General features: G+C 68.0%; 22 protein-coding genes. 11 read left to right on the forward strand and 11 right to left on the reverse strand.

Annotated elements, in window-relative coordinates:
- The first annotated feature begins 4 nt into the window (after window positions 1-4).
- Both KOI47_RS27165 and KOI47_RS27170 read left to right on the forward strand, forming a co-directional pair.
- A complete protein-coding gene (locus tag KOI47_RS27165; protein WP_232376283.1) occupies window positions 5-2,941 on the forward strand; it encodes an AfsR/SARP family transcriptional regulator in 2,937 nt (978 codons plus the stop codon).
- 126 nt (window positions 2,942-3,067) lie between these two features.
- Window positions 3,068-3,964 carry a hypothetical protein gene (locus KOI47_RS27170; protein ID WP_216209201.1) on the forward strand — a complete coding sequence of 299 codons (897 nt, stop codon included), beginning with the start codon at window positions 3,068-3,070 and terminating at the stop codon, window positions 3,962-3,964.
- A gap of 57 nt (window positions 3,965-4,021) precedes the next feature.
- Here KOI47_RS27170 and KOI47_RS27175 read toward each other — a convergent pair whose 3' ends face one another.
- The 4 genes from KOI47_RS27175 to KOI47_RS27190 all read right to left on the reverse strand — a co-directional run bounded on the left by KOI47_RS27175 (window position 4,022) and on the right by KOI47_RS27190 (window position 9,931).
- The gene (locus KOI47_RS27175; RefSeq protein ID WP_332461427.1) at window positions 4,022-6,895 is read right to left on the reverse strand and encodes an ATP-binding protein; all 2,874 of its coding nucleotides are present in this window, start codon (window positions 6,893-6,895) and stop codon (window positions 4,022-4,024) included.
- A gap of 197 nt (window positions 6,896-7,092) precedes the next feature.
- On the reverse strand, window positions 7,093-7,704 hold the full coding sequence (locus KOI47_RS27180) for a hypothetical protein (protein ID WP_216209206.1): 612 nt from the start codon (window positions 7,702-7,704) through the stop codon (window positions 7,093-7,095).
- An 11-nt stretch (window positions 7,705-7,715) separates the two neighbouring features.
- Entirely contained in the window at window positions 7,716-9,338 is a 1,623-nt protein-coding gene (locus tag KOI47_RS27185; protein ID WP_216209208.1) for a CATRA system-associated protein, read from the reverse strand.
- Complete coding sequence (locus tag KOI47_RS27190) at window positions 9,335-9,931, reverse strand: TIR domain-containing protein (RefSeq protein WP_216209210.1); 597 nt, start codon at window positions 9,929-9,931, stop codon at window positions 9,335-9,337. The genes KOI47_RS27185 and KOI47_RS27190 overlap by 4 nt, the downstream gene beginning before the upstream one ends.
- A gap of 154 nt (window positions 9,932-10,085) precedes the next feature.
- Between KOI47_RS27190 and KOI47_RS36200 the strand changes: the two genes are divergently transcribed.
- A complete protein-coding gene (locus tag KOI47_RS36200; protein ID WP_216209211.1) occupies window positions 10,086-11,093 on the forward strand; it encodes an AfsR/SARP family transcriptional regulator in 1,008 nt (335 codons plus the stop codon).
- A gap of 22 nt (window positions 11,094-11,115) precedes the next feature.
- On the opposite strand, the gene KOI47_RS35940 is transcribed toward KOI47_RS36200, so the two are convergent.
- Window positions 11,116-11,874, reverse strand: a complete 759-nt coding sequence (locus KOI47_RS35940; RefSeq protein ID WP_232376285.1) for a dTDP-4-dehydrorhamnose 3,5-epimerase family protein — start codon at window positions 11,872-11,874, stop codon at window positions 11,116-11,118.
- Between the two features lie 576 nt (window positions 11,875-12,450).
- On the opposite strand from KOI47_RS35940, the gene KOI47_RS27205 reads away from it, so the two are divergent.
- The 3 genes from KOI47_RS27205 (at window position 12,451) to ltrA (ending at window position 16,026) form a co-directional block, all read left to right on the forward strand.
- Window positions 12,451-12,852, forward strand: coding sequence for a DnaJ family domain-containing protein (locus KOI47_RS27205; protein WP_216209213.1), 402 nt, complete (start codon window positions 12,451-12,453; stop codon window positions 12,850-12,852).
- A 71-nt stretch (window positions 12,853-12,923) separates the two neighbouring features.
- Window positions 12,924-14,072, forward strand: a complete 1,149-nt coding sequence (locus KOI47_RS27210) for an HNH endonuclease signature motif containing protein (RefSeq protein WP_216209214.1) — start codon at window positions 12,924-12,926, stop codon at window positions 14,070-14,072.
- Window positions 14,073-14,568: 496 nt separating this feature from the next.
- On the forward strand, window positions 14,569-16,026 hold the full coding sequence (gene ltrA / locus KOI47_RS27215; protein WP_216209216.1) for a group II intron reverse transcriptase/maturase: 1,458 nt from the start codon (window positions 14,569-14,571) through the stop codon (window positions 16,024-16,026).
- Between the two features lie 313 nt (window positions 16,027-16,339).
- Here ltrA and KOI47_RS27220 read toward each other — a convergent pair whose 3' ends face one another.
- Window positions 16,340-16,885, reverse strand: a complete 546-nt coding sequence (locus KOI47_RS27220) for a hypothetical protein (RefSeq protein WP_216209218.1) — start codon at window positions 16,883-16,885, stop codon at window positions 16,340-16,342.
- Between the two features lie 107 nt (window positions 16,886-16,992).
- On the opposite strand from KOI47_RS27220, the gene KOI47_RS27225 reads away from it, so the two are divergent.
- The 4 genes from KOI47_RS27225 to KOI47_RS27240 all read left to right on the forward strand — a co-directional run bounded on the left by KOI47_RS27225 (window position 16,993) and on the right by KOI47_RS27240 (window position 18,972).
- A complete protein-coding gene (locus tag KOI47_RS27225) occupies window positions 16,993-17,304 on the forward strand; it encodes a type VII secretion target (protein ID WP_269756663.1) in 312 nt (103 codons plus the stop codon).
- 23 nt (window positions 17,305-17,327) lie between these two features.
- The gene (locus KOI47_RS27230; protein ID WP_232376286.1) at window positions 17,328-18,026 is read left to right on the forward strand and encodes a WXG100 family type VII secretion target; all 699 of its coding nucleotides are present in this window, start codon (window positions 17,328-17,330) and stop codon (window positions 18,024-18,026) included.
- Window positions 18,027-18,029: 3 nt separating this feature from the next.
- A complete protein-coding gene (locus KOI47_RS27235; RefSeq protein WP_216209224.1) occupies window positions 18,030-18,416 on the forward strand; it encodes a hypothetical protein in 387 nt (128 codons plus the stop codon).
- 139 nt (window positions 18,417-18,555) lie between these two features.
- Window positions 18,556-18,972, forward strand: a complete 417-nt coding sequence (locus KOI47_RS27240; RefSeq protein ID WP_216209226.1) for a hypothetical protein — start codon at window positions 18,556-18,558, stop codon at window positions 18,970-18,972.
- A 73-nt stretch (window positions 18,973-19,045) separates the two neighbouring features.
- Here KOI47_RS27240 and KOI47_RS27245 read toward each other — a convergent pair whose 3' ends face one another.
- Window positions 19,046-19,417, reverse strand: a complete 372-nt coding sequence (locus KOI47_RS27245) for an MmcQ/YjbR family DNA-binding protein (RefSeq protein WP_216209227.1) — start codon at window positions 19,415-19,417, stop codon at window positions 19,046-19,048.
- An 82-nt stretch (window positions 19,418-19,499) separates the two neighbouring features.
- Between KOI47_RS27245 and KOI47_RS27250 the strand changes: the two genes are divergently transcribed.
- The gene (locus tag KOI47_RS27250) at window positions 19,500-20,501 is read left to right on the forward strand and encodes a TerC/Alx family metal homeostasis membrane protein (RefSeq protein ID WP_232376287.1); all 1,002 of its coding nucleotides are present in this window, start codon (window positions 19,500-19,502) and stop codon (window positions 20,499-20,501) included.
- Between the two features lies 1 nt (window position 20,502).
- On the opposite strand, the gene KOI47_RS27255 is transcribed toward KOI47_RS27250, so the two are convergent.
- The 4 genes from KOI47_RS27255 to KOI47_RS27270 all read right to left on the reverse strand — a co-directional run bounded on the left by KOI47_RS27255 (window position 20,503) and on the right by KOI47_RS27270 (window position 24,868).
- On the reverse strand, window positions 20,503-21,300 hold the full coding sequence (locus tag KOI47_RS27255; RefSeq protein ID WP_216209231.1) for a putative hydro-lyase: 798 nt from the start codon (window positions 21,298-21,300) through the stop codon (window positions 20,503-20,505).
- The gene (locus KOI47_RS27260; protein ID WP_216209233.1) at window positions 21,297-22,097 is read right to left on the reverse strand and encodes an SDR family NAD(P)-dependent oxidoreductase; all 801 of its coding nucleotides are present in this window, start codon (window positions 22,095-22,097) and stop codon (window positions 21,297-21,299) included. Before KOI47_RS27260 ends, KOI47_RS27255 begins: the two co-directional genes overlap by 4 nt.
- A gap of 61 nt (window positions 22,098-22,158) precedes the next feature.
- A complete protein-coding gene (locus tag KOI47_RS27265) occupies window positions 22,159-23,826 on the reverse strand; it encodes a thiamine pyrophosphate-binding protein (RefSeq protein ID WP_232376288.1) in 1,668 nt (555 codons plus the stop codon).
- A gap of 40 nt (window positions 23,827-23,866) precedes the next feature.
- Complete coding sequence (locus KOI47_RS27270; RefSeq protein WP_216209235.1) at window positions 23,867-24,868, reverse strand: glutathione S-transferase family protein; 1,002 nt, start codon at window positions 24,866-24,868, stop codon at window positions 23,867-23,869.
- Window positions 24,869-25,007: the final 139 nt, after the last annotated feature.

Genomic DNA, 25,007 nt, shown 5'->3' on the forward strand with positions numbered 1-25,007 from the left:
CGTAGTGGAGTTTCGGATGCTGGGCCCGCTGGAGGCATGGCATGACGGTGTCCAGGTGCCGTTGGGTGATCAGCAACAACGGTTCGTCCTCGTGGTACTTCTGCTGCACGCGAACAGGCCGGTTTCCACCTTCCGGCTGACCGAGATCGTCTGGGGCGGCAACCCGGCGCGGCGCGACCTGGTGCGTGGCTACATCAACAAGCTGCGCAACGCGTTCCAGGACAACGACGACGTGCGCATCGAGACGACACCGACCGGCTATCTGTTGCGGATCGGCGCGGACCAGTTGGACACCAGCCGGTTCGACCGGCTGCGGGCCGAAGCGGAAGAGCTCCGGGGCACCGATCCGCGGCGGGCGATCGCGCTGTTGCGCACCGCGGTCGGCCTGTGGCGCGGCGGGTTCCTCGAGGACATCGACGTCGACCGGGTTGGTGGTCCGGAGGTGATTCCCCCGGACGAGAGCAGGCTGGACGCGATCGGTGATCTGGCCGAACTGGAACTGGAGACAGGCGATCACCGTTCGGCTCGCGACCGGCTGCGCCCGGTGGTGCGGGCGGACCCGGCCAGCCAGAAGCATGCCGAGCTGCTGATGCGCGCACTACTCGCGGGCGGGGACCGGGTCGCGGCGGTCCGCGTGTTCCACGGCACCCGGCAAGCCCTCGCCGAACTCGGCGTCGAGCCGGGTTTTGTGCTGCGTAACCTTTCCGCGCGGGCCGAGCGCGGTGAGCCTGCCGGTTCCCTTCCGTCCCGGCCCGCCGCGTTCACCGGCCGCGGCACGGAACTCGCCGTGATCGAGGCGGCCGCTTCGGCGGTCGGCGAGCGCCGCGCAGTGTGGGTGAGCGGCACCCCCGGCGTCGGGAAGACCGGCCTGGCGGTGGAGGCGGCGTACCGGCTCCGTGGCCGGTTCCCGGACGGGCAGGTGCTGGTGCGGCTGAACGGGTTCACCCCCGAGGTGCCCGCGTTGACCGTCGCGGAGGCCCTCACCCAGTTGCTGGTCGAGCTCGGCGTGCCGACCGAACGAATTCCGGCCACGGTGAGCCGGAAAATCGCGCTGTACCGCGCGGAGCTGTGCGGAACCAGAACGCTGGTGGTGCTGGACAACGCGGCCTCGCCGGAACAGATCCGGCCGCTGCTGCCGGAGGAGCCGGGCTGCTTCGCCATCGCGACCAGCAGGAAAGTGGGTGAGCTGGACACCGGGGAGCACATCCGGCTTTCGCCGCTGCCGCCGGAGGACGCCGTCGGGTTGTTCCACGCCCTGACCGATCCCACCCGCGCCGGTGGCCGGTCGGCCGAGGTGGTCCGGCGGTGTGGTTTCCTGCCGATGCCGATCAAGGTGGCGGCCGCGCTGTTGCGCAGGTACGACCAGTGGCCACTCGATCGTCTGCTCCGCCTGCTGGAGGAGAGCGGGCCGTGGTGCGCGGACACCGGTGAGCTGGAAGACGCCACGGCGGTGCGTGCGTCCTACCAACAGCTCGGCCACCCACAGCGGGCCATGTTCCGGTTGCTCGGCCACCTGCCGGGGCCGGACCTCGAGGTGACCGGCGCGGCGGCGTTCGCCCAGTGCGATGTCCCGAAGGCCCGCATCCTGCTCGGCGACCTGCACGAGGTGAGCCTGGTGGAGGAGACCGGGCCGGAGCGGTACCAGCTACTGGACCCGCTCAAGGAGTTCGCCGCGGGGCAACCGCCGACGGTGCCGACCGAGCATGCTGACGCCACCCTCCGGCTGCTCGACTTCTATCTGGTCACGCTGGCCGCCGCGGTCGGCGCTGGCTACCCGTTCGACCGCGCCCAACTGCCCACTGTGCACCGTTCCTCCCCGGCGGCGCTGACCTTCGCCAGCCGGGACACGGCGCTGGGGTGGATAGCCGCCGAGCGGGACAACCTGGTGGCGGCGATCCACTACGCTGCCACGCACGACCTTCCGGGGCACGCCTGGCGGCTGGCGGTGCTGATGTGCCGCCACTTCAACGCGACCAGCGAGTTCGAGGCCTGGATCGAGACCATGGAGCTCGCCTGGAAGGTCGTCGCCCCCGGGCTGGACGAGGACTACGGTCAGGCGCACGTCCTGCTTCGCCTCGCCGTCGCGCACAACCGTGCCGGGCGGCCCACCAAGGCATTGGAACTGGCCGCGCAGGCACTGCCGAAATGGGTTCGACTGGGTGAGGTTCCTGGCGAGGCGGCCACCTTGTGCGCAATTGCCGTTCCCACCATGGAACTCGGCAGGTATGACCAGGCGATCGCGCATTTCGCGGCCGCATTGGCCAAATACGAGCAGAGCGCGGACCAACGTGGGCACGCCCACGCACTGAGCATGCTCGGCTGCCTCAACGAACTGCACGGCAACCTGGGCGTCGCACTGCGACAGCACCGGACCGCGGTGCGGATGCTGCACCAGATCGGTCACCTGGCCGGGGTGGCGCACGCACTGAACAATCTCGGCTCGGTACAGCAACGGCTTGGGCTGCTGTCCGAGGCGCTGGCCAGCCATACCGAGGCACACGGGCACGCCGGCGCGGCCGGCGATCGCCGCGCGATGGTGCACGCGCTGAACAACATCGGGAACGTGCACCGCTTGCGTGGCAAGCTACCGGAGGCACGGCGTTACCAGGAACGGGCCACGGTGGTGGCGGCCGAACTGTCCGACGCGGACCTGCACACCCGGCTCGATCTCGATCGCGGTGCGACCGCGCGCGCAGCCGGTGATCTGGCCGAGGCGCTGCGCGCCTACCAGGCCGCGCTGGAACGTGCGGCAAGTACGGACGGCCGCGCGCACCAGGCCCGAGCCCATCGCCATGTCGCGGAGGCCCTGCACACGCTGGGCAATCACGAGCGCGCCATTCCCCATTGGGACTCGGCCGAGGCGGAGTTCGCCCGGCTCGGGCTGCCGGATGCGGTCGAGATTCGCTCGGAACGCGCGGCGCTGGTATGCGCATGCCGGTAATATTCCGGGCAGAAGCCGAGAATTCACCTCCACGCGTAATCCACGTCTGGTCCACACGGCACCGTAATGCTGTGCCGGTACCCGGAAGTCCGGCCGCGTGCCGGTATGACCAAGGAGGTTCGGCTAGTGATCGAAACAGCCAGCTACGACTTCGCGGTGTCGTTCGCCGAAGATCAGGGGGAAGCCGTCGAGGAGGTGGTGGCGGCGTGCCGGCAGCGCGGGTTGACCGTGCTGTGCGAGCCCGAGCAGACCCACGAGTGGTGGGCGCGTAAGAGCGAGGGCGACCTGCCGGAAGCCCAGGTCCGGTTCTTCGTTCCGATGGTGTCCGCGACGGACGATTTCGTCGCCGCCATGTTGCATGCGGTCAAGGCTGGCGAGCAGCACGTGCTGCCGGTGTTGCTGGACGATGTGGCGGTGCCTGCGGATCTGTTGCACCCGCACGTGAACTACCTGCGCGGCTCCGAGTCGCAACCGCACCAGCTCGCCGAGGCACTCGCAGGCCGGGTGGAGCAGGCCGAGGCCGCTGGGTGGGGCCTGGACCGGCTTGCCGCCGTGGTCACCAGGGCCAGGGCGATCGAGCCACCCGCGACCGTGCCGGTGGCGTTCAGCCGCTATGCGGAGCAGGAGGCGGCGATTCGCTACCTCGGCGAGCAACTCGCCGCAGCCGTTCCGGCGCTGGGCAGGCACGGATTCGTCGGCACCGTGCACCGCGGGGACGCGCGGGTCGCGCTCCGGGTCGAGCGGGCCGGGGACACGCTGTACGCGCTGGACATCCAGCGCGGCGGCATCGGCGGGGACGAGACGCTGAACTTCGTAGTCGGCAGGCACGATGCCGGAAGCGCCTGCACCAACGGCTGGGCGCGCCCGGTTTACGACACCGGCGCGGGAACGGCCAAACTGGAGCTGCACGACCGGTCGGTGTTCGGCCGGGAGGCAGCCGAAGCCTCCACCTACACTCGCGAAGAGCTGTTCACCGCGCTCTGGAAGCGAATCAACACGGTGCTCGCGGCGACCGCTGCCTGACCCGAATCCACAAGGGACGCGCTCCGCACCAACGGCGCGGAGCGCGTCCCTTGTTCGTCAGCGGTCCACCCGGCCGTTGCGGGCCCGGTCGAGCACCTCCTCCAGGCGCAGCGGGCCGGGTGGGTGGTGGCTCAGGCACAGCGGAGCCCGCATGCGGCGGAACCCGAAGGTCTCCCCGGTGACGTAGAACTGCCCGCGTTCCAGCCGCGAGATGTCCCCCACCGTGCTGCCCTTGGCCCTGGCCATCTCGTTCGCCGCTGCGATCTGCGCCGGGCTGTTCAGACGGCCGAAGAACTGCGTGGTGGCGTTGCCGATCACCTGGTTGTGCAGGCCCTTCGGGGCCTGCGTCGCCAGCAGCAGGCCGAGCCCGTACTTGCGCGCCTGCGAGGCCAGCAGGATGGTGCTCTGCGTACTGGCCGTCCAGGCGCCGGACGGCGCGATCGTCTGTGCCTCGTCCATCACGAACAGCCCGCCGAGAGGCCGGTCCACCGCCGGGTTGTGCTTGATCCAGGCGAACACCTCCAGCTGGAGCTGACTGATGAATCCCTGCCGCTGCTCATCGGACGGCAGCCCGACGAAGTTGATCACCGAGATCCGGGCCCGCTTGCCCTGCGCCGGGGTGAGCAGGACCCCCGGTTCGGCGGGCTCGCCCGCGCCGCCGAGCAGCGGGTCGTTGACCATCGCCGCCCGCAGGGTCTCGGCAAGGTCGGCGGCCATCCTGGTGGCGGTGCTGAGCTTGCTCACCCCCTCCGGCAGCTCGGCGAGCATCTCCACGAACCCGGACAGGCTGCGCGCCTCGGTACGCGCGTAGTGGGTCAGCGCCTCCCGCAACACCGCCTGGCCCCGGATGGCGGCCTTCGTCCCGCCGCCGACCCTGGCGTGCGGCACCAGGCCTGCCACCGCCGCCTCGACCGCGGCGGCGAACTCGTCCTCGTCCTCGCGCACCCCGGCGAAGTCCGGTAGCGGGTGGAAGCTGAGCGGCCGACCGCTGGTACGGCCCGGGGTCCACACCACGACCTCGGTGTTGGCGAGGTAGTCGGCGGCGCTGGGGGCATCACCCTGCCGCCAGCCCGCAGGCGGTTGCGGCCAGGCCTCCCCCAGGCGCGCCAGGTCGTTGTTCGGATCCAGCACGATCGCCGAGACGCCGCGCAGCGCGCACTCCTCCACGATGCGCCGCAGCAGCACGGTCTTGCCGGTGCCGGAGCCCGCGAAGATCACCGCGTGCTTGCGTAGCGACTCCAGCTCGATCCGGATCTCGCCCTCCATCCCGAGCACGATCTCCCCGGCCGGTGGTGGCCGTGTCTCCTGGTGACTGGTCTGGGACTGCCCCGGATCGGGCAGAATCTTGCGCAGCACGGTCGTCCGGCTCGCCGGTTTACGCGCCACCAGCCAGTTCAGCAACTCGTAGGTCTGCTTGGTCAGCATCTCCTTGAGCGCACAGAACGTCCGGACGTCGTCCCTGCTGATCTCGACCCGCGGGCTGCCCGCGTCCGCCAGCTCACTGACCTCGGACCTGGTCACATGGCCCGCCCAGCCCTTCGCTCCGCAGTGGAGCAACACCAGATACCGGTTGCGCACACCGGTCCGGATTCCGGCCGCCGCCTTGGCCTCCCGTACCTTGCGCAGCACCTTGAGCCCGTGCTGGGGCCCGATAGCGCGGAACATCCAGCGTTCCGCGATATCGCGTTCCTCGTCCAGGATCCGGCGCAGACCGGCATGCAACTGGCCACCACCGTCTGGTGACGGCTCGGTCTCCCAAGACCTGTCGTCGTTGCCGACCTCGGTGATCCAGGACCGCAATGCCGCCTGCAACAGGTCCGGCATCACCGAATCCTCGGTGTGCTGGTTCAACGCCGCCTCCACATCGGCGCACTCGCACAGCTTTTCGAACTGCCGATCGAAGTCGGCGAAGTACCCCGGCTCCGGCCCGGCCTGCTGCGGCACCTCGACTACTTCTTCGTCGAAAGAGACGAGCTCCCGGATCTCCCCATGCAGGCAGACCTCCGCGTGGGCTTGTACCCGTCGAAGCAGCTGCCGCGGGGTGTAGGTGTGCCACGTCCCACCGAACGCACTCGGTGCTACCGGCCAAGTGGGATGTGGTGGCGTGAAGTCGATTCGTTGATAGATCACATCCAGCCACTTCCTGACCAGTTCACGCGCAAACTGCGGATCAGCGACAGCGGAAAGAATCGGTGCGTCGGTGAACCGGTCCGCTACGGTGTCGGTTGCCACAGAGTTCAACAGCTTCCAGGTGTTCGGCAGGCACGCAACGATCGAAAGAGTCCGCCGCGTCGTCTCTCGCAACTGCATCAAGCCGTCGGCGATGAGCCCGAGCTCACTTACCGTCTCCGCGTCCGTCACCTGTTCATCAATGATGCTGCTCGTTCTGTCGACCAACGAATCCAACTGGTCGATGGCGACGACGCTCGGTCCCGTCAGCGCGAGCACGCGCGACATGTCCGTGACGAGGGCACGACGTGGTTTCGGCTGCGACTGCAGGTCCCAGGCTGCTCGCTCCCCATCGTTGTCCTCGGGCAGCCCCGCCAGATAATGCTTGCCGATGATGTGCTTGCTGTCCGTGGACGCATACAGCACCAGCGCGCGTATGGTGTCCCCGCACTCGACGGCGACCTGGGCATCGACCTGACGGAGAGCACCGACAAATCTGTGCAGGTCAGCGAGGGCAAGTGGACCCTCGCCGAGGATGGACTTGACGACGGGAGCAGGAACTTCGGCCCGATCGCACAACCGTCGTAGCAGTTTGGTCAGCTGAAGTTCCCCGTCACCACTCTTGCGCAACAGTTCGCTGCGCATGGCCTCCGCGACGTCTTCCCAGAATGCGGCACCGGCCGTGAGATCGATCAGGAAGAAATAGCCACCCTCACCCTGCACCAGCTGCCTGACGCCACCGAGCAGATGGGTCTTTCCCACACCCTTCTGACCTTGCAGCGCAATGCCAATGGGGCTCGGGCCGTCACTGTCTTTCGCATCCCTGATCCTCGTCTGGATGCCGTGCTCCGCCCTGATATGCAATCCATCGACATGGGATGGCGACGTACGCCACACATCGTCTGGCGTGGCGGCGGAGTTGAAACGGAGCGCGGCAAGCGCCTGGCGAAGCTGTTCAGTCATGAGTCCTCGATCGCCAAGAGGTGCTTTTGTTCACTACCGATACGGACCGCTGCGGCGTGGTCGGCTTCGGTCAGCGTCTTGCGGTTGGAATCCGGAGCGAGGTGGACGAGTCCGGTCCTGGTCATCGCCAGCAGCACCTGGTCAACCTCGTCCTTGGCGGTGCCGTCGAGCCTGGGGCGGAGCTTGGCCAGCCGTACCCAGTCCTGCGGCTTCGTGGACAGTTCGCGATACGCCGCGCGGATCAGGGTCTCCAGGTCGGCTGGATGGACCACATCGGCAAGGCGGACGTTTTGCTGCTGGAGATACTTGATAACAGGAGCAATCAGCTCACAGAGAACCCCCAGCAAGGCAACGGACGACCGAGCTGATCGCTCGCCGGAGGCAAGCACCTCCTCGCACTTCGATTTCCCGTCCGCGGTGATCTCGTGCACATGTGGAGCCTTCTCCGTTCGGCTCTTGATGAAACCCGCCTTGTTCAGCTTGTCCCGAGTCTCCTTGCGGAGATCCACCCGATGACGCTTCTTGAGCTCAGGGGTCGTTATCTCCGTGCCGACCAGCAGCAGCGCGAACAACGCGGCCTTTTCCGCATTTCCCAGCGTTTCCGCCATTCCGTTACCTTTCACTTGTGGGACACATTGATTCGGCGGTCGAGCCGTTCGATCAGCTCGCCGATCCGGGTACCGAGGCCATCCGGCGCTGTGAACCGGTCACTGTTCGCGCGGACCTCGTTCAGCTGTTCCAGGTCCACCGTGAGGTCCTGGAACAGGGCCAGGTCGTCGGCGTCCAGCGCCGCGGTCATCTCCCGCACGGTCTGCTCGATGAGGGTCCAACGCCCGCGATGCGCCACCTCCTCCGGCACATTGCGTAGTGCGGCGGCCGCCTCCCGTAGCGCCGTCCGGGCGGAGTCGGCCCGGCTCGGCGAGGTTCTGTTCAGGAGCTCGTACAGTTGCTGCGCCACCTGCCGGGGCCGCACGACCGTGTCGAACTCGAGGTGCCGCAGGTTACGCAGGAACCAGGGCAGCCGCTCGCGGTCGGTGTTGCGGGTCAGCACACAGAACAAACGGCGGTCGCCGTCGGCGTCCAGTGCGTGCCGCAGGAACCGCTCAGCTTCGGTGGCCTGCCAGCGGCTCACCTCCTTGTCCACGATGAGACACAGGTGCCTGGCAGGGTCCGGGTTCCGGTCGAGGAAGTCGGGATGACCGGACAGTGACCGGTGCGCCCGCACGCCGAGCGCGCCCAGTTCGTCGATGAACTGGGTCGCCATGTCCAGTACCGACCGCGGGGTCGACACCAGCAGGTCCAGCTCGTACTCCCGCTCCTGGGTGCGGGCCGAGGCCACATAGGCATCCCGGTTGTCCGCGAGCAGGTCGGTACGGTCGAACTGCTGCGCGATCACCGCGGCCACGGTCTCCAGTGCGAAGGAGATCTGGTCCGCCGAGGGGCTACGTTCCTCCAGCACCGGCAACTGCTCGCCGAAACTCCAGTAGGAGACGTACGGCAAGGTGAGATGGCGAAGCATTACGTCCGTCGGCACGCCTCTCGACACCCAGTTGTGGAACAGCGGCGCAACGGTCTCGGCACATCTGCGCTGCCAGGACTCGGCCCGCTCGTACTCCACCCGGTTGTCCAGGCGGGCCAGGATCGGCAGCACCATATGTACCGCCCGGTCGTAGGGCAGCCGGTCCCTGGCACGATCGGCGAGCCGGGCCGCATCCACGACTCCTTCGACGCTCTGCTGGTTGGCGGTGAACACGACGACCAGCCGATCGGGCAGCTGTGCGGTACAGATTCCACCGATGTCGGAAAGGCCGGTCCGGCTGTCGATCAGCACGAAGTCGTAGCTTGCCGCCCACTCCCTCCGGCAACGTTCGAGGAAGCTGGCGAACCCGCGCTGGTAAAGGTCGTCCCAGTCGATGTCTTGTACCCGCCGGGTGTAGCCCTCGTCCTGCCTGCCCGCGGCCAGTAGCGCCACGATGCCGTCCTCGATGTCGAGCCGGACGGCGTGATCGGCCGGCCGTTTCGCACCGGCGAGGAAGTCGTAGGCGAGATCGACCACCCCGCCATCCGGCGCCTTGGGCAGCATCGGCGCGAAGTAGTGGTGCAGCCCGGGCGCCTCCAGGTCCCAGTCGATGGTGAGCACCCGGTAACCCCACCTGGCCAGCAGCACTGCGACATTGGCCAGCGCGAAGCTACGCCCGACCCCGCCCTTGTAGGAGTAGAAGGTGACGATGGTCCCGGTCATGGGCCGAACCTCGGAATCGACGGCGGAGGCATCAACAGGGGTTGAGGTGACCGAATGACCGGCCAGTCGGGCTGCCAGTCGGGCACCTGTTTCAACAGTTCGGAGAGATCCTCGGCGAACCTGACGACCTTCTCGTGAAAATTGGACCAGCCTGGGCTTACCTGAAAGACCGCCTCGGGCATGGCTACGTCTTTGAAGTCCCACCAGGCCCGCATCGTGCCCTTTTCTGGAAAGTTGTTCGAGTCGGAGTACAGAATGGGGTAGATCAGACCTTGCGGGCAGTCAGAACCGGCAAGCCCGAGCACCCTCTCCCGCTCACACATACTGTCCCATTCCGCCATGCACCACGCCGACTCGAAGTAAGGCGGGCTGAGCACCGGGATCAGGATCTTGCTACGAAGCAATACCCTGGCCAGCTTCTCCGGCCAGGACACGCCACGGTGCATCGTCCGGTCGAGGAACACTCTTGGCGCGGGCGCGATCTGGTCGGCAAGGCAGTCCTGGAACTTCGGGAAGAAGTTATTCACCAACCATTTCGGTGCGCTGCCGACGTTGCTGTAACTGATGAACACGTCGTACTCGTAGCCGGGCACGCGCCTGATGATAAACAGCTGACACCAGGGAAGAACAGACGAAAAAGTGGGCGATTACCGCCATTCTGGACAAAAAATGGGCAAAAACAGGACATCAGGCGCCGTCGGCGGACATTACCACCGATAGTGACTGTCTTAGTGCATACCGTCAGCGGTGTCGGCGGGGTGTTGGCCGGACGTAGACGATCTGTCTGCGCCGGATCCGAGACTGTCCACAGATGCGGGCCGCGGTTCGGCCCGGCACTCCACAGTCGGAAGGAGACCCTGTGTCGAAGTCAACGCGACTCACGTCAGTAGCCCTCAACAGCGTGCAGGTGTACGTATCCCGGCTACGGCAGGTGTTGCGCGAGCCAGGACTGATCCTCACCCGGCCCGGTGGTTACGAACTGCGGATCGAGCCACACCGGCTGGACGTGGCCCGGTTCGAGGACCTGCTCGCACGGGCCGAGGAGGCCGCCGCGGCAGGCTGTCCGGACGAGCAGCTCGGCCTGCTCGACGAAGCACTGGGGCTGCGGCGCGGCCCGCACTGGCCGATATCGAGTCGGAGGTACTGCGGGGGCGGGCGGCCGTCCGGTTGGCCGAGGCCCGTTTGCAGGCCGAGGAGCGACGGATCGACGCCGGGCTGCACCTTGGCAGGGGCGCCGAGCTGGTCAGCGCGCTGCGCGAACTGACAGCGGCTCACCCGTTCCGGGAGCGTTTCTGGGCGCAGCTGATGCTGGCCTTGTACCGGTCCGGGCGGCAGGCCGAGGCGCTGGAAGTGTTCCGGGACGCGGCGCGGCTGATGAACGAGGAGCTCGGCGTGAGCCCATCCGCCGAGTTGCAGACGATGCAGCAGCGGATCCTGCAGGCCGATCCGGCGCTACTGCCGCCCCCGGCGCGGGGTCACAGGCCCCGCGCGAGCTGCCACCCGGCATCGCCTACTTCACCGGCCGGGACACCGAACTCCACCGGCTCACCCAGCTCGCGAAGGCCACCGAGACGGCGGCGGTGGCCGCGATCGACGGGATGGCCGGTGTCGGCAAGACCACGCTGGCCGTCCAGGTCGCTGCTGGTGCTGGACAACGCGCGCGACTCCACCCAGGTACTACCACCTGCGCAGGCGACCCGGCTGGTCAGCCGGTTGCTCGGAGACTCGCGCGCGGCGCCGAGCCCGAAGAGCTAGCCGAACTGCTGCGGCTATGCGGCTACCTGCCATTGGCCATCCGGATCGCGGCCGCCCCGCTGCGGCACCGCCCGAACTGGACCGTGGCGGACCTGGTGCAGCGGCTGCGCGAGTAGTCGGCGTACCGCGGCAGCAGCCCGGCGGCCTCGGCCTCGGTGAGGGTGGGCGCCACCCGGTCCCGTTCGGACAGGATCGGCACCAGCCCGGCAGGCAGGCTCAGCCCCAGCGCCGGGTCGAAAGGGGACAGCGCGAGCTCGTTCTCCGGCACGTACCCGCCGGAGATCAGGTAGCACATCACGGTGTCCTCGGCCGGCGCGACAAAGGCGTGCCCGACCCCCGCCAGGAAGTACACCGCGCGGAGGGCACAACTGCGCGGGCTCGACGAGCTGCTCGGGACCAAGGCGGCGGGCACGGTGGTGATCTCGGTCATCACCGGCACCGCGGGTGTCGGCAAACGGCACTGGCCGTGCACTGGGTCCGCAACTGCTTTCCCGACGACCAGCTGTATGTGAACCTGCGCGGGTACGCCACCGACCCGGCCATGCGGCCGATCGAGGCGCTGGCCCGGTTCCTGCGCGCGCTCGGGGTGCCCGCGGACCAGATTCCAGCCGACCTCGCCGTACCCGGTGTCGACGAACCTGCCGTTGGCGACGTCGAGCTCCCGGTTCTTGGTGAACTCGATGGTGATCCGCCTGACCGCATCGCCCGCGCTCGCACTCCGGACGAGCTTCGCGAAAACCCGCACCGCCCTGCTGTGCGCGTAGACGTCGTTGACGATCACCCGGCATCGGCGGTACCGCCGGAGGGTGTCCGCGAGGCCCGCGATCTCGGCCGGGGTAGCAGGCGGGCTTCTCCAGCAGCACCCTGGCGTCCGACTGGCACCGCAGGACTTCGGTGAGCACCGGCAGATGTGTCGAGGTGGGCGTGGCGATGACCCACGCGGTGACCCCGGACGGTTCGGGAACCCGCATCACGGTGTCGACGTCCCCGGTGCCGTCTCGGTCCACGGTGATGGTCTCGTACCCGGCCCTCGCGAAACACCCGCGATGCCGCGAGCCGATGGTGCCGAGGCCGACGATCGCGATCCGCGGCCCGGAAGAAGGGCGGTTCCGCTCCGGCATGGTCAGTGAGCGCACTGTTCCCGCCACGCAACTCCCGCGGAGCGGACTCGAGAATGACAACCGAGGTGGCGCCCGCCTGCAGGGCCGCGATTCCGGCACCAGCGCATCGAACGTCGAAGGCGAAGCTACGGAGCACCGTTGGGCTGCCGCTGAGTCGCCCTTGAGCCGGCTGCCGATGTATCTGATACGCTTGTATCAACATCAGCGAGACGATGGCGCCGAGGCAGGTGCGGGCGATGACCGAGCGCAAACCAGCGGGCATGAGCTTCGAGTCGTGGATCGACAAGCAGATCCGCGAGGCGACCGAGCGCGGCGAGATGGACAACCTCCCCGGTGCGGGCAAGCCCCTACCCGACAGCAACCGGCCGCTCGAGGAGAACTGGTGGCTGAAGGGCTACCTCAGGCAAGAGGGGCTGTCCGCTGAGCCACTGCTGCCGGAGTCCCTGCGGCTACGCAAGGAACTGGACCGGCTGCCGGAGACGGTGCGGACGCTGCGCACCGAGCGGGAGGTCCGGGAGGCGGTGGCCGAGCTCAACCGGCAGATCGCGGCCTGCATCCGGGCCGGTACCGGCCCGCGGGTCCGACTGGCACCGGCCGATGTCGACGCCGTGCTCCAGCAGTGGCGCGCTGGCCGCTGACGGCACTGTTCGATTCCGCGTCACCCGATCGTGTATCGAACACATGAGCGACTACGCGGTACTGTGGGGTTGTGACCAGGACCTTCGGCATCGACACCTCCCGCATGAGCGAGGAGGAACTCCTGACCGCGCTGGGCGACCTCGAACAGCAGCGGCGAGTGCTGTACGCCCGGGAGCTGGCGGTCCTGGCCGAGTTGGACGGGCGCGGCACCGCCAGCCAGAAGGGGTATCGCGACCTGCCGGTGTTGACGCGGGAGATGCTGCGGGTCAACCCGTCTGACGCCCGCCAACGGGTCGCGCATGCGCGGGCGGTGGTGCGGCGCTACGGACCGGGTGGGATGCCCCAGGAGCCGGACCTGCCCGAGGTCGGTGCCGCCGCGGCCGAGGGCGTGATCGGGCCGGAGCACATCGAGACCATCCGCGCCACCATCGCCCGCTTCCCGCAGCCGGTCAGCCTGCCGGACCGGGAGCATGCCGAAGCGTTGTTGACCAAGGCGGCGCGGGAGTACGAACCCCACACCGTCACCGCGCTGGGTAAAGAGATTCTGGCGCGGCTGGACCAGGACGGGAATCCACCGAGCGAGGAGGAACTGGCCCGGCCGGAACGCTCCCTGGACTGGCGCGAAACCCGCGGCGGACGACTCCGCGGCACCTTCGAGCTGGACGCCGAAACCGCCGCGGTGTTGACCGGGCTGATCGAACCCCGCGCCAAACCCGCCGGCACGAAAGAGGAGCCGGACCGGCGCAGCAAGTACCAACGCCAGGGGGACGCGTTCGCCGACGTGCTGCGCGTGGCAGCCGGATGCCCCGAAGAAGGGCCCACCGAGGCCGGGGAACCCTTCACCGTCATGGTCACGGTGACCCTGGAGGACTTGAAGCACGGCACCGGATACGGGCTCCTGCACGGGCAGGAGTCCTACTCCGCCGCCCAAATCCGCCGGATGGCCTGCGACTCCTACCTCGTGCCCGCCGTCCTGGGCAGCAAGGGCGAGACCCTCGACATCGGACAACGCACCCGCACCGTACCCCTGGCCATCCGCAGAGCCTTGATCCTGCGCGACCGCGGATGCACCTTCCCCGGCTGCCGCAGAAAACCCAAACAATGCCAAGCCCACCACGTCATCCCCGTGCGCCATGAGGCGCGTGTTTGTCCGATCGGAGGTGAGAGACCTCCGGCGCTGGACCGTCACAGTGGTTCGGTGAAGCTGAGGGCAGCCTGATTCACGGGAATGGGTGGATTGAGGTGGCAAGCGGCCCTGACAAAGTCGAGTCGTGCCAGCACTGCCAGATGGTGCGGGCTCGGTGAGCGAGACGAGAAGGTATACGAATAGGAATCAGTGTCTGAGGCCTCGTTATGTGGAGCCGACTCGAAACCTGGCGGATCTGAGTCGGTATCGCAGTGCGCGTGAACCAAGTGAAGGGTGTAGCGCCCGCCTGGGATTGTATTCCTGGGTAGTCTGTGGAGAAAGTCTGTGGCGTATTCACAGGGGCTGCCGGGGTAAAGCTGAGTGCCTCACTCGTCGATCGGGAACACGTGAACATGGGAACCACCGCGAGCTTTCCATGCCTGGGCGCAATCCGGTGTCCCAGATGTGGATAGGTGCATTGCCCGCCGAGGGGCTCTGTGGTGGGGCGGAGTCGCCGTAGTACTCCGAGGGCGGGAAAACCGTCCGCATGGGGAAGGGCGACAGCGAATCGAGCAGGGAAGTTGGGGTAATGCCAGAAGAGGCCTCACCGGTGAACATCGGTGATCTGCTGCTGGTGCCGTTCACGGCAGGGCAGCGGGTACTGGGAATGCAGACGAAACTGCACCGTTGGGCGGCGGCCGATCCCGGTCGCCGGTTTGATGATCTCTACAACCTCGTGGCCGACCCCGCGTTCCTCGCCGTGGCGTGGGAGCGGGTGTCAGGGAACACCGGAGCACGCAGCGCGGGCGTCGATCGCCGAACGGTGCGGTCGATCACCGACTCGGCGCTGGGTGTGGTCGGGTTGTTGGAGGAAATCCGCGCCGATCTGAAAGCGCGGACGTTCCGTCCGCTCCCGGTCCGGGAACGACACATCCCCAAAGCCGGTGGGAAGACCCGTCGGCTGGGGATACCGACCGTGACCGATCGGGTCGTTCAAGCCTCGCTGAAGCTGGTCCTGGAACCGATCTTCGAGGCCGGGTTCCAGTCCTCCAGCTATGGTTTCCGGCCCAGGCGCCGGGCCCAGGACGCCATCGAAGAAATCCGCAAACATGCCCGTGAGGGCTACGAATGGGTCTTCGAGGGCGACATCACCGCCTGCTTCGACGAGATCGACCACACCGCCCTGCTGGGTTTGGTGCGGCGACGCGTCAAGGACAAGCGGATTCTGGAACTCATCAAGGCGTTCCTGCGCGCCGGAATCCTCAGCGAGGATGGTCCTGACCGGGACACCCATACCGGAACCCCGCAGGGCGGCATCCTGTCGCCTCTGCTGGCCAACATCGCCCTCTCCGAGCTGGACGACTATTTCCACCAGTTGTGGGAGAACCACAAGAACGCCACCAACCGGCAACGGCACCGTGAACGCGGCGGTGCGACGTTCCGCCTGACCCGATACGCCGACGACTTCGTCGTCATGGTCAACGGAACCCGGGAACACACGGAATCCTTGTGGGGCGAGATCGAGGCGATCCTGGCCGGGATCGGGCTACGGCTCGCACCCGAGAAAACCGGAATCGCCCACATCGACGAGGGGTTCGACTTCCTCGGGTTCCGCATCCAGCGGTATCGCCAATATGGAAGCGATCGGCGACTGATCTACACCCTCCCCTCGAAGAAGTCGATGACTTCGATCAAGCGGAAGATCAAGACAGTTACCAAACGGATCACCCATCAGGACGCGGACCAACTGTTCCGGCAACTCGGAACGATGACCCGCGGATGGGCCCAGTACTTCCGGCACGGCTCTTCCAGCAAGGCCTACCACCACCTGCAAGACTACCTGTGGTGGCGGGTCTGGGAATGGCTGAAGAACAAACACCCCCGTACCAGTAAACGGGACATCATAAACCGTTACTACAACCGGTGGTGGCCGGAATATAACGGTGTCGAACTATGGAGACCCACAACGATGACCATCCAACGTTATCGCTACCGAGGAAACCAAATCTCGACACCCTGGGACAAACCAGCCATAACGGCAACCTAACGGCGACTCGTGGAGAGCCGGATGCGGTGAAAGCCGCACGTCCGGTTCGGGGGAGCGGCATGGGGAAACGGCCCGGCGAAATCCGGACACCGCGCCCCATGCCGACTCCCACTGGGCTCACGGAGGGGCCACAGCGCTATACAACCTGGCCCTGCTGTGCTGGTACCACCACAACCTCATCCACCACACCGACTGGTCGATGCGCATACGCAACGGGTTGCCAGAGTTCATCCCACCCGCGTTCCTGGACCCCGAGCGAAGACCCAGACGCAACCTCCTCCACCGCCAAAGAAAGGGGGCCCCATAAGCGGTGTCAACCGCGCGGCAACTCGGCCACGAACGCTTCGCTGGGGTTCACGACGCGGACCGAACCGCCATCCGGCGCGGTGTGCGCGCCCACCAGGCGCGGGAGGCTGCCGTAGTGGAAGGGGAAGGCAGCCAGGACCAGCAGCACGAACCCCGCCACCGCCACCCCGGCGAGCCACCGCACGGTGCCCTGCTCCGCAAGGATTCCGGTCAGCAGGGAACCAGCGAAAGCCAGCAGCCCTCCAAAGAACATGACAGCTGAAACGGCAAGCCAGGACGCCCTGGTACGGGCACATGTCCGGCACAGCGGCCACCCCTTGACCTGCGTGACCCGGACCTTGCGTCCGTGCTGACCGAGCCGGTCGGCCATACCGGCGGCACCGAGGGCTCCCACCTGGCGTACCCGGCTACCCTCGATCTTCACTTTGGACTGCAGGGTGAAGTCGACCCGCCGCGCCGCCGGGCGGCCGTGCCGAGTGCAGTGTGCCGGAAGGTTCCCGGGTTGCTGTACGAAGTCTGCTGGCAACGCGATGACGTTCGGCTGTTGCTGCACTCGAACTCCTGTCCTGCGGGTTGTCGCGAAAACCGGCGCCGACCGGAGTCTACTTGATACATTTCGCCGACCGATGACACAGCAAGCGACAAAGCATCGGAGGACCATTGGATTTCAAGGCGGAACCCGGAACCATCCGGAAGTTCGGTGAACGGATGGACGAACTGGTCGCCGACGCGAACGCGGCGACGACGTACGCCGAGGATCACCTGCAGATCACCGGCGCCGACACCCGGATATTCGCGACGGTCGCAGGCGCCGCCTCGGACGCCAAGGCCGCGCTCAGCGAGAACTACCAGCGGTTGGCCAAGATCCAGCAGACCGCGGCCACCGAGCTGGACAAGGCAGCGGCCATGTACCAGGAGACCGACGATGCCAAGGCCGAGCGCCTTGACAGCACCTACCCGACGGGCGAATGACTGTGAGTGAATCACCTGCCACGATGTTGGCCGACCCTACCGCATCCGATCCCGTTCCGGACCTCCTGGAGAGCGTGATCGGGATCAGCCAGTATCTCAGTGTTTCCTACTGGGTCGGCGAAGCCATCGAGCTCGTCTTCGATGTGCATCCCTTCGAATGGGTCGCCGAGCAGTACGCCGGCGACTGGGAGCTGGTCCAGAAGGCCGGTATCGCGCTGGAGAATCTCGGCAAGTTCAACGCGGCCTATTCCGACGCCATCACGAACGAGTTGAAGACCGTCGCGAACGGCTGGCAGGGCAACGCCGCCGACAGCGCGAGCGCCTACTTCGACGGCCTGGCCCAGACGATCCAGGACCAGCAGGACACCCTGAACGCGATGGGCAGCGAGTTCAAGCAGAGCGCGGTCGGGATGTACGAAACGGCCAACGCGATCAAGGGCCTGCTGGACACCCTGATGGATCTGGTCATCGCGATCGGGCTCGAACTGGCCGCCGCCGCGGCGAGCAGCTGGACCATTATCGGACCCATCCTGTCCGGTGCCGCCGCGGCCGCCACGATCAGCAAGGCTCTTGGCGTCTGGGATGAGGTGCTGACGTATCACACCGCGGCATGGAACGCCGCGCAGGGACTGGTCGGGCTCATGGCGGGATACCTGAGCACGCTCGGCGACATCGAGAAGCACGCCCTTCCGGGAAGCAACTACGACCACCCGGGGGTATGAGAGATGAACCAGCCCGAACCGGAGCCTGCCCTGGATATCGCGCGGGGCGACGCGGCGCTGTCGAAACACCTGAAGAACTCGCTGAACCTGTTGCGGAGCAAGAGCGACGACCCCGAGTTCAAGCGCCTCGTGGACGACATCACCGCAGGCCGCAGGAGCCTGCGCGACGCCGTCACCTCGCCGGTACTCGCCCGCGAGCTCAATCCGTTGATGGACCAGGCTACCCAGCACTACCGGAACCTCTCCGAGGAAGAGCGGGAGGAACTGGCCAGGACTGGCGAGCGACAGTTCGCGGAGCTGCGCCAGGAGGAGGAACAGGAAGCCGCAGGACGCGCCGAGACCGGCGAGGACGACGAAGGGGACTTCAGCGACCGAAACTGGGTGCGGTGACGCCGCGGCCGTCGAACCCCTGGGAGTCAGCGGTATCCGCCGGACGGCGATGATCAGTTCGTCCGCTCGGTGGTACGTCGCGACAGCCGTGATCGAAATACTGAGGAGGTCCAGACCAATACTTGCTCAGGAGGGGATCATGCGCGAAACGCGCTATCGCAAGTTCATCGGCACCACTCTCGGCACCCTGGCCGCGGCGGCCGGTGTGGCCACCATGACCGCCACCCCCGCGGCCGCCACCGGAACGGAGGCGGCGCAGGCTGCCTGCGTCACCCACGAGATCCACCTCGACCCGGCCCAGCGGGAGGCAGGCTGGACCGTCGAGTGCAGCAGCCGCCGCTACGTTTTCGCCGACGTGACGGTGTTCGCGGGCGGGGTCGCGGACAGCAACCCGCGCGAGGCCCAGTGGGTGGAAGCGGGTGACACCTGGAAGGACCTCAACGTCTACGAGCAGACCGACCCGCCGATCGACCACCTGTGCGTGCACCTGGTGAGCTACGTGGATCCCACCGATCCACTGGAGATCCCGACCCAGATCGGCCACCTCTGCGAGTAGGCCGTGTTCAAGAAGGCGCGCAATCGCCGGACCGGGTGCCCGCGCCAGCACGGCGCCGTGGGCGCGGCCCCGGTCACGCCGGCGCCGGATCGTCCAGCTGGGCCACCAGCTTCTTCGGGGCGACCATCCGGTAGGCGTCGGTGACGATCTCGGTGATCTCGGCCCAGTCGACGTCCACGTCGAGCCGGACGCCCAGCCAGCCCCGGTGCCCCACGTATGGCGGCCGGTAGAACCGCTCCGGTTCCTGCGCCACCAGCTCCTCCTGCACTCCGGGCGGGGCCGGGCACCAGAAGCCCAGCCGATCGTCGTGATGATGGTCGGCGTACATCACGAAGGTCTTCTTGCCGCGGATGAACCAGGTCGGCTCGCCGTGGCTCAGCCGCTCGGTGACCTCCGGCAAAGCCAGGCAGATGCGTCGTAATGACTCAAGTCGATCGTGAGACATGCGGTTATCGTGCCCGGAGCGTGAGCCGTCATGCGAGCCCTCGCATGATCCCCTAGCCTCGGATCAGGAGGAAGGGGGCGCCGTGACCACCGATATCGTGCTCGCCGCACCCCTGGAGACCATCGGGACCTGGCAGCTGTGGGCCATCTCTATCGCGGCCCTGCTGACCCTGCTCACCCTGGACTTCGCGCTGACCCACCGGCCGCATGAGGTGTCCATGCGCGAGGCGGTCGGGTGGTCGGTCTTCTACTTGCTGCTGCCGGTGGTGTTCGGGTTCTACCTTTTCGCCGACTACGGCGGCACCGTCGCGACCGAGTTCTTCACCGGCTTCGTGGTGGAGAAGTCGCTCTCGGTGGACAACCTGTTCGTCTTCATCCTGCTGCTGCCCGCGTTCGGGGTGCCGAAGACGCTGGAGCAGCGGGTCCTGTTGTTCGGCATCGTGGGCGCGCTCGTACTACGCGGCATCTTCATCGCGCTCGGCGCGGCCGCCCTGCAGTCCGGGACCTGGGCCTTCCTGCTCTTCGGCGGGATTCTGCTGCTCACCGCGGTCAAGACGTTCAAGGACGCGCTGGCGGGCCAGAACGCGGGCGACCGCACCGAGTCCAGCGAGGCCGACGTCTCCGACATGCGCTCCATCCGGTTCATCCGCAGGGCGCTTCCGGTGACCCCGGAGTACCGCGGCACCAGCCTGTTCGGCCGGCACGATGGCAAACTCGCCCTCACCCCGCTCGCGGCGGTCATCGTGGCGGTGTTCGCAACCGACGTGGTGTTCGCCGTGGACTCGGTACCCGCCGTCTACGGCATCACCAACGACCCCTACCTGGTGTTCAGCACCAACGCCTTCGCGCTACTCGGCCTGCGCGCGCTCTACTTCGTGCTGCAGGGCGTGCTGAGCAAGCTGGCGTACCTGCACCACGGGCTGGCGATCATCCTGGGCTTCATCGGGATCAAGCTGGTACTGCACTGGGCGCACGAGACCTGGGAGCAGGTGCCGTCCGTGCCTACCTGGCTCTCCCTGGTGGTCATCGTGCTGGTACTGGCCGTGGTCACCCTCGCCAGCCTGCGCGCCAGGGCCCGCCACTGAGCTACCCGAACTCGTGACGGCCGCGGATCTCGGCGGCAGGCACGTCGGTGACGAACATCCGGCCAGGGGCATGCGTGATGGCAAGCTCCGGCGCGGCCGCCCTGATCACCGCCTGCGGGGTGACCCCGCAGGCCCAGAACACGGCGACCTCGGTGGCCAGCGGAACCATCGGATCGCCCCAGTCCGGGGTGGTGAGATCCGCGATGCCGATCTCGGCGGGGTCGCCGATGTGCACCGGTCCACCATGCGCCAGCGGGTACTCCCCGGTGACGGCCACCGCCTCGGCGAGTTGCTCCCGCTCGATCGGCCGCATGGAAACCACCATCGGGCCGTGGAACCCGCCCGCGGGCTCGCAGCCGAGATCGGTGACGAACATCGGAGGCACCACGCCCTCCGCCACGTGCCGCAACCGCACCCCGGCGGCCAGCAGCGCGGCCTCGGCCGTGTAACTGCATCCGAGCAGGAAGGTCACGAAGTCCGTCCGCCAGAATTCCTCGATCGAGGTCACCTCGGCCTCGAACAACCCGTGCCGGTGCACGTGGTAGGCGGGGGCGTCGGTGCGGATGTCGGCGCCGGGCGCCGTGCGCAGCCCGGTGTACTCCCCCGGCTCCGTCCGCTCCAGCAGCGGCAGCGGGGTCGGGTTCGCCCGGCACAGCCGCGCGAAGCCCGCCGCATCCCGCTCGCCAAGGATCACCAGGTTCGCCTGCAGGTACCCTGCGCACGCACCCGCGGTGGCGCCGGTCCAGGAACCGGAACGGCACCGTTGCCGCAGCCGCGCTGGGGACAGGGCGCCGCTCATCCCGCTCCGAGCTCGAAGTCCAGGCTGTAGCGCGCGGCGGGCAGGGCGCCGGCCGACTTGGCGCCGTCGATCGGCAGGGCCACCCCGTTGACGAACTTCGCCTCGTCGCTGGCAAGGAACACCACCGCCTTGGCGACCTCCCATGCCTCGCCGACCCGTGCGGCCGGGGTACTCGCCACCAGCTGGTGCCGTTTGCCTTCGAACTCCTCCGGCGAGCTCAGCGTGCCGCGCAGCATGTCGGTGTCGATGGCGCCGGGGTTCACCGTGTTGGCGCGGATGCCCTGCTGCGCGTGCGCCACCGCGACCGAGCGCATCAGCCCGACCAGCGCGTGCTTGCTCGCGTTGTACACCGGGTCACCCGGCCTGCCCATCACCCCGCCGTTGGAGGAGGTGGTGATGATGCTGCCGGAGCGCCTGCCAATCATGTGCGGCAGCACCGCGCGGGTGCCGAGGAAGGCGGTGCGCACGTTCAGCGCGAACACCTGGTCGAACTCCGCGAGGGTGGTCTCGGCCAGCGGCTTGCCGAGATGGGTGCCGACGTTGTTGAACAGCACGTCGACCCGGCCCCTGGTGTCCACCACGTCCTCGACGAACCGGTTCACCTGCTCCTCGTCGGTCGCGTCCAGCACGACGGTGTTGTACTGCGCGCTGCCCGCCAGCGCCAGCTCCTCGGCTGGCTCCCGGATATCCGCGGAATACACCACGGCGCCCTCGGTGAGCATCTCGCGCACCGTGGCCAGCCCGATGCCCCGCGCGCCGCCGAACACCACCACGACCTTGTCCTGTAACCGGCCCATGTTCACCCCTTCTCGCGCAGCCGCGCGGTTTCCGCATCCTCGATTTCGTACTCCGCGATGGTTATCCCGCCTGCTTCCGGTACCAACGGGGCGAGGTGTTCAACGGCGGCCGCAGCGCCGCGCTCACCACCAGGATGTTGGGTTCCGCGGCACTGGTGAACTCGCGCAGCAGCCTGCGAAAGGCCCGGCCGAAGCCGTCCACCCGGTCGGCGTGCACGCCGAAGGAGCGGGCGAGGCCCACGAAGTCCGGGGTGACAAGGTCCACCCCGCGATGCGGGAGGCCGGCCAGGTCCTGGTCGTGCCGCAACATCCCGTAGCCGGCGTCGTCGACCAGGATCACCGTCACCGGCAGCTGCTCCTGGGCCAGGGTGGCCAGCTCGCCACAGCCGTACAGGAACCCGCCGTCGCCGCTGACGCAGACCACCCGCCCACCACCGGCCACGGCGCTGCCCAGCGCGGCGGGAAAGCCGAACCCGAGGGTGCCCCAGCCCATCGGATAGGCCAGGGCGCGCGGCGCAGGCACCCGGTGAAACCCGCCGATCCAGTAGCCCGCGACGCACATGTCGGTGACCAGCCTGCTGGCATCGGGCAGGGTCTCCCGTAGCGCGGCAAGGAACTCCGCGGCCTGCGGCTCCTCCTGGCGCACCCGGCGCCACACCCTGGCGCCGATCCGCTCCAGCCGCGCGGTCAGCTCGGGGCGGCCGGGCCGCGGCGCGAGACCCGCCCCGAGCTCGCGCACGAGATCCCTGGCATCGCCGACCAGGCTCTGCTGGGGCCGGTAGTTCTTGGCCGCGTCCGCGGCGTCCACATTGACCGTGATCAGGGTGGGTGGCGGTGGCATCAGCCAGTTCTGGGTCATCAGGCCGTCGAAGTCGGTGCCGACACCCAGCACCACGTCCGCCTCGTCCCACAGCTCGCCGACCTCGGGCGCGTGCACCGGGTTCGGGGCCAGGCACGGATGCCCCGGCGGAAGCACGCCACGGGCACCGAAGGTGGTGATCACCGGCGCGGCCAGCTTCTCCGCCAGCTCGCCGAGCACCGGCCCCGCCCCGGCACGCAGGGCGCCGCCGCCCGCCCACACCAGCGGGCGGCGCGCACCGGCCAAACTCCGCCGGGCCCGCTCGATCTCGGCAAGGCCGACGGCGGGGAACCGGTCGGTGCGGGTCTCGGCGTCCGGGTGCCGGGCCGCCTGCTGGCGCAGATGATCGGCTGGAATGCCGAGGTAGACCGGGCCGCTCTGGGGCAGCAGGGCCATGCTGGCCGCCGCGCGCACGGCGGGCGCGATCTCCCCGGCCGAGCCGATGGTGTGCGCCTGCTTGGTGACCGGCGCGAACATGGCCTGCTGGTCCCGGCACTCGTGCAGCACGCCCCGCACCACCCCGGGTGTGCGCAGGGCCGAGGGAATGTCGGTGGCGAGTACCAGTACCGGGCTGGCCGAGGCCATGGCCTCGCCGACTCCGGCGAGGGTGTTGGCCGCGCCGGGTCCGGTGGTGACGACGGCGACGCCGAGCCTGCCGGTGGCCCGGGCGTAACCGTCGGCCGCGTAGGCGGCGGCCTGCTCGTGCCGCACGCCGATCAGCCGGATGCCGGTCGCCGCCAGCGCCTCCCATACCGGCAGGTTGTGCACTCCCGGCAGCCCGAAGGCGACCTCGACACCGAGCTCGGTGAGCGCGTCCGCCAGATGCTGTGCCCCGGTGCGCACTCCCTGGTGTGCTCTGCTGTGCGGCACGCCGCCACCCTACGAATCGCTCAACAATCCGGCAACAAGCTCACCACTGGGGCGGCAGCGTCTCCTCGGCCGGCGGCGGGCCGGGTGGCGTGCCCTCGCCGAACGGCCGCCCGCCGAGTTCCTCCCTGCCGTGCGGCCGCGCCCATTCGGACAGCACCGGCCCGTTCGGCACGATCCGGGTCGGGTTGACGTTCTCGTGCACCTGGTAGTAATGACGCTTGATGTGGTCGAAGTCGACCGTGTCGCCGAACCCGGGGGTCTGGAAGAGGTCCCGCGCGTAGGCCCACAGCACCGGTAGCTCGGTGAGCTTGTGCCGGTTGCACTTGAAGTGCCCGTGGTACACCGCGTCGAACCGGACCAGGGTGGTGAACAACCGGATGTCGGCCTCGGTGATGGTGTCGCCGACCAGGTAACGCTGCCGCTCCAGCCGCGCGGACAGCTCGTCCAGCTTGGCGAACAGCCGCCGGTAGGCGTCGTCGTATGCGGACTGCTTCGCGGCGAAGCCCGCCTCGTACACGGCGGCGTTCACATCGGCGTGCACACCGCGGTTGACCTCGTCGATCTCCTCCCGTAGCCGCTCGGGGTACAGCTGGGGCGCGCCCGCACGGTGATACGCGGTCCATTCGGTGGAAAGGTCCAGGGTGATCTGCGGGTAGTCGTTGGTGACCAGCTTCCCGCTCGGGATGTCCACCACGGCCGGCACGCTGATCCCGCCGGTGTAGTCCGGATCGGCGGCGTAGTAGGCCTGGCCCAGGTACTTGATGCCCAGCACGGGGTCCACATCGCCGGGGTCCAGAGTGAACCGCCAGCTCCGCTCGTCCTGGATCGGGTCGGCCACCGCGACCGAGAGGACCCGCTCGAGGCCGAGCAGCCGGCGCACGACGAGACCGCGGCTGGCCCAGGGACAGGCCCTGCTCACCACCAGCCGGTAGCGGCCGGGCTCCACCGGCCACCCGGACGAGCCGTCGGCCGTGATACGCGCATCGAAGTGGTTGGGAGCGCGGACGAACTCGCCGGTGTCCGGATCGGTCGGGATGGCCATGCCTCCACACTAGATCCTCCACGGCGGGGCGGCATTATGCCTGGCCACTGTTCATGAAGGTGATTACCTGTTCTAACACAGCCTAGACTCGGCGACTCGGCGTGCACGCGTCGATGCCGACGCTCAAGGAGGGGTCCCC

Origin of the sequence: Amycolatopsis aidingensis (assembly GCF_018885265.1) — a bacterium.
GTDB lineage: Bacteria > Actinomycetota > Actinomycetes > Mycobacteriales > Pseudonocardiaceae > Amycolatopsis > Amycolatopsis aidingensis.